This is a genomic window from Rhizobium oryzicola (assembly GCF_030504645.1).
In the GTDB taxonomy this organism is placed as follows: Bacteria; Pseudomonadota; Alphaproteobacteria; order Rhizobiales; family Rhizobiaceae; genus Neorhizobium; species Neorhizobium oryzicola.
Genome location: NZ_JAUKWQ010000016.1, coordinates 61,077 through 74,326, shown reverse-complemented (window position 1 = coordinate 74,326; position 13,250 = coordinate 61,077). Strand labels below are relative to the sequence as shown.

At 59.1% G+C, this 13,250-nt stretch carries 15 protein-coding genes; 13 read left to right on the top strand and 2 right to left on the bottom strand.

Going from position 1 to position 13,250, the window contains the following annotated elements; translation table 11 throughout:
* Positions 1-565: 565 nt before the first annotated feature.
* The 6 genes from Q2T52_RS26105 (at position 566) to Q2T52_RS26080 (ending at position 4,333) form a co-directional block, all read left to right on the top strand.
* Positions 566-1,021 (top strand): DUF3846 domain-containing protein, encoded by a 456-nt coding sequence (locus tag Q2T52_RS26105; RefSeq protein WP_127625878.1) that lies wholly within the window; start codon positions 566-568, stop codon positions 1,019-1,021.
* The gene (locus tag Q2T52_RS26100; protein WP_302079838.1) at positions 1,018-2,016 is read left to right on the top strand and encodes a DUF8626 domain-containing protein; all 999 of its coding nucleotides are present in this window, start codon (positions 1,018-1,020) and stop codon (positions 2,014-2,016) included. The genes Q2T52_RS26105 and Q2T52_RS26100 overlap by 4 nt, the downstream gene beginning before the upstream one ends.
* Before the next feature lie 27 nt (positions 2,017-2,043).
* Positions 2,044-2,442: a hypothetical protein gene (locus tag Q2T52_RS26095; RefSeq protein WP_302079837.1), complete on the top strand. Its 399-nt coding sequence runs from the start codon at positions 2,044-2,046 to the stop codon at positions 2,440-2,442.
* Between the two features lie 29 nt (positions 2,443-2,471).
* Positions 2,472-3,619, top strand: a protein-coding gene (locus Q2T52_RS26090; protein ID WP_302079836.1) for an IS3 family transposase whose coding sequence is annotated in 2 segments (ribosomal slippage) — positions 2,472-2,718 and positions 2,718-3,619 — 1,149 coding nt in all. Because the reading frame shifts where the segments join, the coding sequence is not laid out codon by codon here.
* 125 nt (positions 3,620-3,744) lie between these two features.
* Positions 3,745-3,981, top strand: a complete 237-nt coding sequence (locus Q2T52_RS26085; protein WP_133676360.1) for a hypothetical protein — start codon at positions 3,745-3,747, stop codon at positions 3,979-3,981.
* Positions 3,982-4,027: 46 nt separating this feature from the next.
* Positions 4,028-4,333, top strand: a complete 306-nt coding sequence (locus Q2T52_RS26080; protein WP_302079835.1) for a hypothetical protein — start codon at positions 4,028-4,030, stop codon at positions 4,331-4,333.
* 183 nt (positions 4,334-4,516) lie between these two features.
* Here Q2T52_RS26080 and Q2T52_RS26075 read toward each other — a convergent pair whose 3' ends face one another.
* Positions 4,517-4,669 carry a hypothetical protein gene (locus Q2T52_RS26075; protein WP_302079834.1) on the bottom strand — a complete coding sequence of 51 codons (153 nt, stop codon included), beginning with the start codon at positions 4,667-4,669 and terminating at the stop codon, positions 4,517-4,519.
* 312 nt (positions 4,670-4,981) lie between these two features.
* On the opposite strand from Q2T52_RS26075, the gene Q2T52_RS26070 reads away from it, so the two are divergent.
* The 4 genes from Q2T52_RS26070 to Q2T52_RS26055 all read left to right on the top strand — a co-directional run bounded on the left by Q2T52_RS26070 (position 4,982) and on the right by Q2T52_RS26055 (position 8,610).
* On the top strand, positions 4,982-6,592 hold the full coding sequence (locus tag Q2T52_RS26070; RefSeq protein ID WP_302079833.1) for an RcgA family putative transporter: 1,611 nt from the start codon (positions 4,982-4,984) through the stop codon (positions 6,590-6,592).
* A complete protein-coding gene (locus Q2T52_RS26065; protein ID WP_302079832.1) occupies positions 6,582-7,604 on the top strand; it encodes an alpha/beta fold hydrolase in 1,023 nt (340 codons plus the stop codon). Before Q2T52_RS26070 ends, Q2T52_RS26065 begins: the two co-directional genes overlap by 11 nt.
* 459 nt (positions 7,605-8,063) lie before the next feature.
* On the top strand, positions 8,064-8,261 hold the full coding sequence (locus Q2T52_RS26060) for a hypothetical protein (protein ID WP_302079831.1): 198 nt from the start codon (positions 8,064-8,066) through the stop codon (positions 8,259-8,261).
* Between the two features lie 175 nt (positions 8,262-8,436).
* Positions 8,437-8,610 (top strand): hypothetical protein, encoded by a 174-nt coding sequence (locus Q2T52_RS26055; protein ID WP_302079830.1) that lies wholly within the window; start codon positions 8,437-8,439, stop codon positions 8,608-8,610.
* Here Q2T52_RS26055 and ligD read toward each other — a convergent pair.
* Positions 8,607-9,662 carry a non-homologous end-joining DNA ligase gene (gene ligD, locus Q2T52_RS26050; protein ID WP_302079829.1) on the bottom strand — a complete coding sequence of 352 codons (1,056 nt, stop codon included), beginning with the start codon at positions 9,660-9,662 and terminating at the stop codon, positions 8,607-8,609. The two genes, Q2T52_RS26055 and ligD, sit on opposite strands and share 4 nt — an antisense overlap.
* 110 nt (positions 9,663-9,772) lie before the next feature.
* On the opposite strand from ligD, the gene Q2T52_RS26045 reads away from it, so the two are divergent.
* The 3 genes from Q2T52_RS26045 to Q2T52_RS26035 all read left to right on the top strand — a co-directional run bounded on the left by Q2T52_RS26045 (position 9,773) and on the right by Q2T52_RS26035 (position 12,840).
* Positions 9,773-9,979, top strand: coding sequence for a hypothetical protein (locus Q2T52_RS26045; RefSeq protein WP_302079828.1), 207 nt, complete (start codon positions 9,773-9,775; stop codon positions 9,977-9,979).
* Between the two features lie 684 nt (positions 9,980-10,663).
* Complete coding sequence (locus tag Q2T52_RS26040) at positions 10,664-12,592, top strand: ParB/RepB/Spo0J family partition protein (RefSeq protein ID WP_302079827.1); 1,929 nt, start codon at positions 10,664-10,666, stop codon at positions 12,590-12,592.
* A 68-nt stretch (positions 12,593-12,660) separates the two neighbouring features.
* Entirely contained in the window at positions 12,661-12,840 is a 180-nt protein-coding gene (locus Q2T52_RS26035) for a hypothetical protein (protein ID WP_302079826.1), read from the top strand.
* Positions 12,841-13,250: the final 410 nt, after the last annotated feature.

Genomic DNA, 13,250 nt, shown 5'->3' with positions numbered 1-13,250 from the left:
TTGGACCATCAACGATCAGAACGACTTGCTCGCGCGCCTCTTCGGACTGCAAAAGGTTAACAAAGCATAAAAAATACAACGGCTCGCCAGATCACCTCAACCTACTTGATGGTTTGCGACAAGCCCCTCTAGCCCTTTCTTGTCGCGTGCCTACGGAGGCCGCCCCGCCTGATCGGGGCGGCCTTTCCGCATCTTGAAAGCTCCTCACCGCCATCAGCACCAGTCACGGTTAGTCCGGTCCCGTCACGATGAAGCAGTGACGCCGGAGGCGTCCTGTCTGTCTCTTTGATGAGGGAAAGAGGAGCGCCGCCCCCTCTCCCTCACAAGGGGAAAAAACGGTCTCCCCGTCCTTCCTTCGCGCAGCCTTAAGGCCGCGCTTTCGTGCAGGATCGCCGCTAACGCGCCGCCCCTTCGGCTTTGCCTCGGGCGGGCGAACCCCCTCCGTTTTTATCCCCTTGCCACCCTCTCCCCCGCTGCTCCGCGCGAGCTCGGGAGCAGGAGCGGGGCTCCTGCCCACGAGGGGCACGAGAAGACCGCTTCGCGGAATTGGAGAAAGGGCTAGACTATGACCACAACCGCAACCGTTTACCTGCTGGACCCGGAAGCCGGGACCATTCAAGCCGCAGAGGTCGCAGCACCTAGCGCATTCTCTCAGACCTACGGGCTGATTGGATGCCAGCTTGTCGAGGTGGTGCCATTCGACACGAACCACGTTCTTATCGTCGATGAGGAGGGTTTGCGGGACGGCTTGACCGCCTTCACCGTCTTTGACGGCTACCCGCAGCCATTGGCTGGAAAGATCGTTCTTGCCAGCCTGGACGGTTCGCATGTCCTACCGCCGCAGATCAGCATTGAGGAAGCAGCGGCCCGCCTGAACGTCTGCAAGCCGGTTCTTGATCCGGTCTTTGCCAAGGCAGACGAGCATTCCCCCAATGGGGTCATTCTGGGCGGCGCCTTGATCGGGTTCCAGACCCGTATCACCCGCACTCACCCAACCGTCATGGCGGGGGTAGTCCGATGATCATCGCTGTTGTCGAGGACCGCACCCTGTCCATTCTCGCCGGAACCTTTGCCGCGACCATCGCGGCGAAGGACATCGAACATAGCTTCCATGCCCTTACTCATTTTCCGGAGCGGCGCACCCTTTCCGAACTGGAAGGGCTGGCAGAGCGCCTGAACGGCTTTGCCGCCTACATGGTGGAGCTGTGGGAGCAAGCAAAACTGCCCCTGCCGGATGCTGAACTAGAGGCCTTTGCTCGCCGTCATGTCGAGATCACCGCCAAGTATTGGGCAGCGGAAGGCCGTTGCATGAACTGGTTCATCACCGGACCTGCGCGTTTTCCCGTCGCCCGCAATGAAAAGCGGATGCGAGTTTCAGACGCCCGCCGTGCTGACATCTCAGCCCATATCGCGACTGCGAAAAAGGCAGTGAAGCGCAAGGCGTTTCCCCACGGGACCGATGACGAGCCGATCCGCTCCGGCGATCCAGCCGCCATGCAGCGCATCGCATCGCGGATCGAAGACCTGGCACTGTCCATCGACCGGATGAAACGGGCGAATGTCATCATTCGTCGGATGGAGAAGGATCAGGCGAGCGAAGCCGACATTCTGGCCCGTGTGGTGGCAGAAACCGGCATGGACGAGGAGAGGGCATCGCGTGGCGTGACCCTCGCCCCGTGGCAGAACCGACGCGGCTTTTCCACCACCAACACCCGCGCCGAACTGCGCCGCATGCAAACCCGCCTCACTTCGCTTGCTGCGATGAAGAAGCGCGGCGACCGCGCCGAGGACGTCGAGACGGAGGCAGGAGCCGTCACGGTCAAGGAAAATACCGACATGGCCCGCATTCAGTTGCTGTTTCCCGGCAAGCCGGACGAGCAGACGCGGCGCACCCTGAAATCTCACGGGTTCCGCTGGTCCCCTTCGCAGGGGGCTTGGCAGCGCAACTTGAACGAGGCCGGACGCTATGCGGCCAAGTGCGTCTTGAAATCGATCAGCGGCGATAGCGCCGCTTGATCAGCCCCGGAAAACAGAGGATCCCACATGAATGAGCAAATTTATACAGTCATGGAGTTTTCCGGCCGAGGCGACGCCATGTTCGGCGGCAGTGCCGCCGACTGGAGCCTATACACCCAAGAAGACGGCTCAAACGCTTTCATGAGTGCAGCCGACGCGCAGCGCCGCCAGCTGGTGAAAGCCTATTTCCCGACCAAGAAGGAGGCAAGTGAGGCCGGAGAGGCAGCCAGTCAGCGCAAGGGCCTGATTTCGGCCTTGCCTGTTCGGCGTGTTGACGAGATCCCCTATGCGCAATTGCGCTGGATTGTAGGAAACATGCACGTTGGAACCAGCGATGACGACTTGAAAGCCGACATCAAGGGACGCGCGAAGTCGGGCATGACAGAGAATGCTGGCCTGCTGCCGGTTTCTTGGACACCGAGTTAAGGTGCTTCCAATGAAACTGGAGTGCATTAATGCAACGAAGGAAGTTCAGCCGCGAGTACAAGCTTGAGGCGGTGAGATTGGTTCGAGAGCGTGGGGTCGGCGTTGCGCAGGCATCCCGCGATCTGGATGTTCATGAGAATGTCCTGCGCAAGTGGGTCAGGGAATATGGTTCGGACCCAGCACAGGCGTTTCCTGGTCAGGGACAGATGAAGCCTGAGCAGCTTGAGATCGAGAGGCTTCGGAAAGAAGTGGCCAAGCTGAAGGCGGAGCGTGACATCTTAAAAAAGGCCGCCGCCTACTTTGCGAAGGACGTGATATGAAGTTCGCGTTCATTGCAAAGCACCGTTCGATCTGGCCGGTGGCATGGCTCTGCGAAGCGCTGGGTGTATCGCGTTCCGGCTTTCATGCCTGGTTAAACCGCTCTCCGAGCCAGCATGCCCGGTATGACGAGGCTCTGCTCGACAAGATCAAGGACAGCTTCAAGGATAGCGACCGCACCTACGGCGCACGGCGTGTCTGGCACGACCTCCTCGCCGAAGGCCTCTCCTGTGGTCTGCATCGCGTCGAGCGTCTCATGCGCGACAATGCATTGAGAGCAAGGCCGAGACGGCGTGGCTTGCCGAAAGACGACGGTGAGCGCCCGGTCATCATGCCGAATGTGCTAGACCGACAGTTCGCGGCAGCAAGACCGAACCAGAAGTGGGTGGCCGATTTTACCTATCTATGGACGGCTGAGGGCTGGCTCTATGTGGCCGTCGTCATCGACCTGTTCTCGCGACGTGTTGTTGGCTGGTCGATGAACACCAACATGACAGCCCAACTCGTTACAGATGCGTTGATCATGGCCATCTGGCGCAGAGGCAAGCCGGATGCGCTCCTCCACCATTCTGATCAGGGTAGCCAATACACAAGCGAGCAGTTCCAGCGTCTCATGGCCGACCACGGCATCACATGCTCGATGAGCCGATCCGGCAATGTCTGGGACAATGCCGCGATGGAAAGCTTCTTCTCATCACTCAAAACGGAAAGGACAGCTCGCAAGGTCTACAGGACCAGGGACGATGCAAAGGCGGACGTGTTCGATTACATCGAGCGCTTCTACAATCCAAAGCGTCGCCATTCGACACTGGGCTATCTCAGCCCTATGGAATTTGAAAACAAGGTAGTATTAGCCTAACTCGGTGTCCGAAAAACCGGCAGCAGGCCATGCCGACCTTCTGGCGCAGGCGTGCGCCTATGCACTGGCAAGCCACCGAGCCAATCAGGGCTTGGTTGCCCATTTCCGGCTGTAGGAGGCGAAGCATGAAAAGCAACGGCCAGCGCCGAAGCGTTGAGGTGTTCGACACGCCCTCCGGTTTAGGAGGGAGCCACACGGTTGAGGTTGTCGAGGACCTTGGAAACAATAAGGTCAAGGTGCGCGTCTGGTATGGGCGCGCCACCGCGGCAGGTTGGGAAGCGTGGAAGGATTGGGACGGTTACCGCTTTGAGACCGACCGCGCCAACCTGACCAACAAGCGGTCAATGCCGCTGTTCAAATAGGACCTGGACCGCATTTCGATGCGGCCCGACATCAGGAGGGACACCATTGAGCCGCTACACCGTGACCGTGAAAACCGACGAAGAGACCGACGAGAACGCCGTAATCGGCTATGATCCGCCGTTGCGCACCTTCTTTCTGCAGGCATTTCCCGATGAGAAAACCGACGAATATGCCCTGTGGTTCGGGACGCTTCTTGAGCAGCACCCAAGCCTTGAATCGATCATCGAGAGCGCGCGCCGTTTTGGCTATGAGATCGAAGGGCTGTCACAGAACGCCATCGTCGCCATGACAAAAGAAGCAGGAACGCCGACGCCGCCAAGCCTTGGCGAGCGGCTAGGATTGGTACGCTGACAACTGTTGGATGCTTTTTTGCGGGGCTGGTTCGGAAGAACTGGCCCCGTAGCCATTTTGGCAGTTGCGAACCTGGCCGCATCGAGCGGGCTGCGGTCCGCCCGAAGGGAGCCCGTGCCCCTCCCCTCGGCTCCCCTCCCGCCCGGCATGCTACCGCCGTTGGCGGCTCTTTGATCATCTCGCTCAGGAGGTTGATCCAACCGGGCGATCCGCCAGCAATGAACTCATTTCCTTGGCGGAAAGCGTGCTTTTTGTCGCAATCAGATAGGCCGCGAGATAGGTCAGCTTCAGGTTGGCTTCTCCCTCTCCCTTTGGCTTGTAATTGATGATTGCCAAGCGGCGTGCCGTCGCCTTTTTCCCCCCTTGAACGGCTGCCGAGTGCTGATCGATCAACTCACGGAGCGACGGCCTCTCTTTAGTGGTGCCGACAGCGACTGTCTCTTCAGCTTTGGGAGGTGTGCATAATGCCCGAGCCGCTTTGTTGCCACGAGCGGCAACTGCTTCGTTGGTCGAACGCGAACCGGATGACGACAGTAGCATGGGAGATGCCTAACGGATCTAGTTGCATTGGGGACCGTTTCAGACCATCAAAACATCCACAACGCACGATAGGATACGAAACGAGACGAAATCTGGAGCTGTAAACCATTGGAAAAAAACGGTAAGATTTTTGTTTCCCCGCCTGAAGACGAAAGTGACTTCAAGGAACTGTTCAAAAAAATGGCTGCCGCGGGTGCCGGGCGCCCCCTGGGTGATGATGGTTTTCCGCAAGGCCCCTGGACGCCGGAACTGCTGGCGGATGCCATTTCGAAGATCGACTCCAATCATAGCGGGGTAGATCTGCGAACGGTCCAGCTATGGTTTCAGGATAACGACAAGGGCATCAGCACCACCAACATCCGGTGGCTCGCACGCATCTTTGGTTGCGGCGACAAGGAGGCGACGAATGATTGGATGAAGGAGCTTAGTGCAGCGCAAGCCCGCCTGACTGCCAAGCGACGGGATACAAAGAAGACTGGCGGCGCAGCTACTTCGCGAGTGCCGGACATGCCGGCGCCAGCCGGTAACCATGTGCCGTTAACGCCGGTCATCTCGGTGGATCTTCAACCCATGTCGGCGGAGCGGCCATCTGGTTTGGCGATCAGGACCGAGGCGATTTTCTCTCACGGATCACACTTGAATTTGCCGTCTTCGGTCTTCGCAGGTTCGTCCGCGCTTGGGTTCCTGTCCTATATCCTTGGGATCCACACCATCACCTATATGCGCGAGGACGGTATCGAAAAACAGGTCGGCTTTCTGTGGGCGCCGAACTGGACCTTCCTCTTCATGGTGCTGCTGCCGCTGTTCTTCGCCATAGTCATCGAGCTTCTGGTTTTCTGGAAACATGATGCACGTCCAAGGTTTCTGGCACATGCCGATCGACCCCAAAGCGGGAATGCCTGGATTCAGAACCTGCAGGCGAATTCCCATACCTATTGGGCCGTTTTCCTGATCTGCATCTTGTTTGCCGGCCTGGCTCAATGGATTGGGGTGCAGCTGATCCCACTGTTAGAACAGGCGCAGGATTTTGCCCCGAGCTGGGGGACGATTGGCATCATACGGCCTGACATAATCTCGACCCCGGCGGCCATCATCTTCACCGCCCTCGCCTACCTCTATATGTCCGTCACCTTCTACCTCCTTTTCGCGGGCCTGATCATTCTGCATACGATCATCCATGATCTATGGAAGCTCGACAGCCAAGCGACGCTTCAGACTGATCAGCCAAAAGGGCCGCGGGTCAGTGAGGCCGCTCTGAGGATCATGCGGGGGGTGTTCCGATGCACAGTCCTCGTCGTCCTGGCCGCCATCTGCATGAAAGCGCAGAGCGCCTATCTCGCTTCACAAGGCCCCGACGTCATAACGTGGATGGTTCGCGATGTGTGGGCTGCCCTCACCGACTACGACGACGGCGATCATATCTTCGGCTATCGAATGCCAACCCACTACAGCAGCCTTCTCGTCGCAATTTCGACCTGCAGCGTCTTCCTGTATGGAGCAATCCGGCTGGGTAGTGACAGACGCCTGCGAGCGCCCTTGTGGAAGATGTCTTCCGCGATCGGACTGCTCCTGATCTCATATCTGACGATCGATGCCTTTGACGGCTTCTCGGTCTTGCTACTGGTCGCCGCATTGATCGCCACATACGGCCTCTTTGATCCAGAGTTTGGATCCGGCTGGCGAACCGGCGATATGGAAGGCGACAGCCATGTTTCATAGCTGGCTCGATCGTTGGGACGAAGGCCGCGCCCAACGCGGCGAAGAGGCCAAGGAGACCACGGACCTCATTCTGGACGCCGATCGCGCATTCCCCGGCATGGGGGCGGCCGCAACGGTCGAGGAGTTTTGCGTACTCGCGGGAACGGCCGCCGCTGATCCGGGCTTTTTTGAGCCGCCTGATGCGAGCGATCGGGGGTTCGAGCTGCGGGATGGCTGGCTGCAATTCCCCTCGGACGTTTCAACCGATGTTGCTGAAAACAACATCGTGTGGGCCAGGATCACCGAGAGCGGAAAACGCGATCAGGCGGTGGTGATCTTCCATCACTGGAACGCCGAAACTCGGAACCGGCAGATTGCCGGGTTCCTCTCCTGGCAAGGGATCACAGTCATCGAGATCGCCATGCCTTACCACTTGGAGCGCAAGCGCCCGGGCTCGCTCTATGCCGATTACATGCTCAGCGCCAATCTCGGCCGAACGGTGCAGGCCGTCAAACAGGCTGTATGGGACGGGCGCAAGCTTATCCGCTGGCTGAAGCGCGAGGGGTATCGGGATGTTTCCGTCCTCGGGATGAGTCTTGGTTCCTGGATAGCCGGACTGGTCGCGGCGCATGAGACCGCCGTTTCTCGGGCGTCCCTCTTCCTCACGGCAGGAAGCCTTGCCGAAATGGTATGGACCGGGCGCGCAACCCGATCGATCCGGAAGAGCCTCGAGCCGCATCTTACGCTTGCCCAGCTGCAACGAGCGTGGGCACCACTCAATCTTGAAAACCATGCAGACAAGCTGGCGCGGCCAAGCCTCGAACTTCATGTCATCCTAGCATCGAGGGACACGGTTGTTTTGCCGGATCTGTCAGAACGCCTGCTAAAGCGGCTGCAGAATGCCGAAGCCAGAGTGAGCGTGCTGCGGCTGAATTGCGGGCATTACTCTCTTGGGCGGCCACCTTACATCTTGGGAGCCGGATGGAGCCTGAAGCGGTTTCTGTTGCGCAAGCGCGACGCCGCTCAGGCATAGGAGCGTTTGAGCGCCGCATCGAGCGGCACCCAACCGCAATGAGGGGAGCCCCCTTCGGCCCCTCCCCTCAAACTCCCCTTCCCCCTCACGACGGACGCGCCCCACAAGCGGGACGGCTCACTGAGGCTTGTTGTCGTTTCCGGCTAGGAGCGCCGACGCGAGCTCAACCACCGCTGCAGCATCACGGCGATGGAGATCCGACCTGGCGGCCGGATCACGATTTGCCGGTTGAAGGCAAAGGCGACGGCCGGGGCTACGAAGGCCGCGTTTTCAGGCCGCTCCTTAGTGGCCGTACGTAATCTAATGCTGCGCACGATACGTCAGGCCCCGCCTTGGCGTGCAACCCTAAAGGGTTCTCCTCTCCGCTTCGCTCCGTTGCGATCGCTGCGCGATGCACTCGGCGGTTCCAGCCGTATTCGAGCTTCGCGATTACGCACAACCACTAAGGAGGAACCTCTGATGAAAACGCTCGTAACCTTCTGCCAGAAAACCGGCCGTCGCCTTCGCCAGTTCATCAACCGGCAAATCGCGAAGTTGTCCCATAAGGGCCAACTTCGGTTCTCCATCGCCGTGATGCTTCCGCTCATCGCCAAGGTCGAGTTCAGCTACCAAGTCGAGCTCAACAGCAAGGCCGAAAACGACAACAAACCTCAGTGAGGTACAGCCGCACCCTGCCCTGCAGGGTGCGGCTTATCCGCCGTGATCCCGAACTCGCGGCCTTGCACGCGCCCGCAGGAGGCATATTTGCTGGTAGATGACAGACTTTCCAAAAGCGCCACCCGAAAAGGACGAAAGCCGCCACATCGCATGTCAGATGGCGGTGGAGACTGTTTTGCAGGATCTGGTAGAGGATGCCTTGCGCCGAGGGTGGGAGGAGACGGAAGTCCTCTCCGCCATCACAGAGGTTGCGGACAACCTCATGCTGGCGGCTGCCGCCAATCGGGATCTCGACCTGCTCATCGCTGCTCTACGCAGGAACATGCCTCCGCCCAATCTTGCCGGTTAGGCGTCTCCAACATCGAGCGAATATACTGCCGCTGCGTCTTCAGGGTCGCGAAGTCCCTTGAACGAGGGGTGGCGCAGTTTCCCGTCGGACGTCCATCCCCGGAAGTCGATTTCAGCGATCAGGCCTGGATCTGTCGCGATCCGGGTCTTCTCTTTGAAGCGGATCACCGGCTTGTTCGTTTTCAGCTTGTCGAGCTGCTTTCGCAACGCTCGCGCTTGCTGATGTTTAAAGCCAGTTCCGACACTTCCGACATAGACATACTCACCTCCTCTGAGAGCTCCGAGAAGGAGGCTTCCAAAGCCATCTGGCATAGCTGACGACAGTTCGTAGCCGAGGATGGCAAAGCTTTCGCGCTGGACGCACTTGATCTTAATCCAGTCGCCAGTCTTGCCCGGTCTGTAGGGGCGATCACGATGTTTGCCGATGATGCCTTCCAGGCCCAGCGCGCAAGCGTGTTCGATCAGCCTTTCGGGATCCTCGTTGATTTCCTCGGACAAGCGGATCGCCCCTGTGGCCTCATCAAGCAGATCCTCCAGGATGTGTCGCCGTGCAGCAAATTCCAGCTTACGCAGATCATGCCCGTCGAGGTACATGAGATCGAACGCGAACATGAGCGCGGTTCCAGCCGGCTGTTTTCCGGTCCGGCCCCCAAGCGAGCCCTGCAGCAGCCCGAAGTCTGATCGCCCCATCTCGTCGAGCACGACGGCTTCACCATCGAGGATGAATGTCGCCGGACCAAGAGCGGCCGCCGCTGACGCAATGGCCGGGAATCTTTCCGTCCAGTCAAAGCCGCCGCGTGTCAGGATCCTCACCTTGGATAGCTCCCGGTGGACAGAAATACGGTAGCCGTCCCACTTGATATCGTAGGACCATTCAGGCCCCTTCGGCGGGCGGTTCTTCAAGACGGCTAGGCAAGGTTCGACGCGATCCGGCATAGGATCGAACAGGAGGCGCGGCTGTTCAGGGTCGCGAGGTCTCAGGCGTCCGCTTCGCAGCGGCGCCTTATCTTCCGTCAGAAGCGGTTTTGGCGGCTTTCGCGGTCCTTTTACCATTCCGCTATTTCAGCAGAGACAGCTTAACAACCCGCTTAGGAAGCCTCTGGACCTCCGTCCGCTTGCTCCATAGGGTTTCGGTGCCCGGAAACGACGTAGGACAGGCACTGGTGGATCAGGCAACCGCCCAAGAGCTGCTGAAGCTCATTCACAGTATCGCAGATCCTTGCGAGGAAATCATCGCCAAGGCTGGCTACCTCGCCGGCGATCCGTCCCAACCGCCAGAGATCCAGCAAGCCTCTGCTGACCTGGCTGCGACTGTTGAACAGCTGTTTCAGATCGCCCACTACATCATGAACGCAACGCCGAGGCTGTAGAGGCAAGGAACGGTTTTTTCCGGGGGAAGTCGGTCCCGGCTTCCGCTTCGCGGCGCTATGCTAAGCCTCCTGCGGCTTCCCTTCTTCCGTCAAAACCGTGTCGAGAATTCCCGCTTTCCCGCCCCTGAAGGAGGGGCGGCGCTATGCTGAAAGCTCCGATGTTCTTCATTGTCCTTCTCGGATCTCGGACTGGCGCCGTTCGATCCGAGCCGAGCGGCTAACCGCCGCTATCGAAACATTGAATCAAGTTGAAATGGAGAGCTGCCCGAGGAGCGGAGCGCTCATCACTCGGAGCGCAGCGGGCAGATCCATCGTTTTATAACCTGGATCAGAAGACGGAGAACCGGCGTCGCCGGTTCGCATCCGCAAGGAGCGGCCGGGATCGACCGCCCATCGATCCTTCCCTGTACCGCTCTTACGATAGGTCGCCGATCGCGCCAATGGGCAAGCGCGCAAGCGCTGTCGCTCATCAGGAAAAACGGCTTTCGCCGTCAAGCCGGCAAACCTTCCGTTTTTCCTTCCTCCCGCCCCATGACCCGATCCGCGTCCTAACGGGAGCGGGCTGCGCCCTCCCCCTTCGTTCCGCCGGATGTGGGGGCACATCCTTCGTCAACGAAGGCAGAGGCTTCACCCACTAGCGGGGCTTGCTCCCAAGGGAAACGGGAAAAACTGGAGCAAGAGACCATGAGCGACATCATCGCGATAGCACTGAACAAGCTGGACGCAGACCCGAAGAACGTCCGCAAGACTTACACCAAGGAGAGCATCAAGAGCCTGTCGGCGTCGATCCTCGCCAATGGCGTCATCCAAAACCTTGTGGTGCGCAAGGCATCCAAGGGGAGATACCTCGTAACCGCTGGCGGTCGCCGCCTCGCAGCCCTCAATCTTCTGGCCGAGCGGGGCGAGATAACGGCTGACTACGCTGTGAATGTCATTGTCCGGGAGGCGGGCGACGCAACGGAATTGAGCCTAACCGAGAATGTCATGCGGGAAGCGATGCACCCCGCAGACCAGTTCGAGGCGTTCAAAGCGTTGTTCGATGAGGGCAAGTCCATCAAGGACATCGCCGCCCGGTTCGGGACAACTGAAATCATCGTCAATCGCCGTCTTGCGCTGGCGAAAGTTTCCCCCGTCCTGTTCGCGGCGTTCCGCGCCGACGATATGACCTTTGAGCAGCTAGCCGCCTTCACCATCACCGACGATCACGCTCGACAGGAAGAGGTTTGGAATGCCCTCCCCTCATGGGATCGTAGCGCCAACACAATCAAGCGCCGTCTCGCCGTGGATGAAGTCCCTGCAAGCGACAAGCGGCTCGCGCTGATCGGCGGGTTAAAGGTTTATGAGGCTGCTGGCGGTCCAGTGCGCCGCGACCTGTTTGCCGAGCAGGGAGGCGGCTTTGCATGCGATAGCGGCTTGCTTGAAAAGCTGGTTGCCGAGAAGTTGGAGGTGGAGGCCGAAGCTGTGAAGGCCGAAGGCTGGAAATGGGTCGAGTGGTGCGCTCAACAGCCGGATAACATCTATCAGATGGCCCGGGTTTACCCGCAGCGCGTGGACCTCAGCGACGAAGATCAAGCCAAGCTTGACGCACTGACTGAGCGTTATGACGAACTGGCGGCGCAGATCGATGCGGATCAGGAGGATGAAGCTGCCGAGGCCGCCTTGTCCGCCGTCGAGCAGGAAATCACCGTCCTGCAGAAGCGCGAAGAAGCCTATCGCATCGAAGACCTCGCAATGGCAGGGGCAATCGTTACAATCGACCATTGGGGAAAGTTGTCGGTGCTGAGAGGCCTTGTCCGCGACGAGGACAAGAAGAAGGCCGAGGCGACGGAAGGGAAGCAATGCGGGGCGAACGAGGAAGCTGACGGCGCTTCGAAATCTACGGGACTGACCCATTCAGCCGCATTAATTGAAGACCTGACCGCTCAGAAGACGGCGGCACTTCGTATCGAGCTGGCGAACAATCCTGATATTGCGCTTGTGGCGGTCGTCCACGCGATGTTGCTCAAGGTGCAGTATCGCACGGCATGGGGCATTCCCGGTCACCAGAGCGCGCTTGAAATCTCTGTCACCCATGAAGTGCTGGACGGATCGATGAAGCGTCCCGCCGAGAACAAGGCCCTTGAGGCGTGGGGAAGCCTTGAGGAAAACTATGGGCATCGGCTTCCCGGCGATCCTGCTGACCTTTGGGAATGGCTGATGGATCAATCGCAAAGCGAATTGTTGCAGCTTCTGGCCTATGCCGCCGCCCATTCCGTCAATGCGGTTGAGAAGAAGTTCAGCAGTCGCAGCCAAGCGCGGGCCCATGCCGACCAGATGGGCCGCGCATTGAGCGTGGACATGCGTGACTGGTTTGAGACTACGGCGGAAAGCTATTTCAGCCACGTCAACAGGCCGACCATTCAAGCCGTTGTTGCCGAGGTGCGCGGCGAGGATTTCGCCGCTGATGTCGGCAGCATGAAGAAGGGCGAGGCTGCGGAGTATGCCGCCAAGTCCATCAAGGACAGCGGTTGGCTTCCGCCATACGTTCTGATCGCGTCTGACCCCGACGCAGAGGGTGAGGCTGAAACCTCAGAGGACAAGAACGAACACTCGTTCCCGATGGCAGCGGAATAATCCCGCCGCTGCTTTCCGCCGGTCACGTCCTCCAGCGTGACCGGCTCCCCTATTCCAGAGGACAAGCCATGCTTGATTCAGTACCTGATCCGACCCTTGCCGCCGAAAGCTGCTGCCAGCTAGTCAACGCCTACCTGAACGATCCGGAGCATGTTGATTGGGATGACGTGCAAAAGGCACTCGATACAGCGCTAAAGGCCTTCGATCTGCCACCGACCCACTCTGAGGAGGCTATTCAGCGCGGCTGAGTTTACTGCAAAATCGCACCTTAGCGCCCGCCTTGGCATCTAGCCAATGCGGGCGCTTTCGCAGGTGCCTGGGAGGCAGAAACGTATCGGGGGACGGCACATCAGGCCGCTTGTTGAGAGGAGGCCCGCGCCCCCTCCTCTCAAACTCTCCTCCCCACCCGGTGAATTTCCCCAACAATAACGGGGGGTAAATCCTACTCTGGAAACGTTCCAGATTTCAGCGTGAAGAGAGGGAAGGCGCGGAAAACCATGCTAACAAATTGAAACGTAAGAGCTATTTCAGATGTCGGCTGAACCGGCGCAGCAGCGCGGAAATGTGTCAACTTGCATCAATTCGGTATCTGAGGCTACAAATCGTAACGAGCGGAACCGTAACCGATTCCGACTCACACATTCTAACAGCTTTTCGG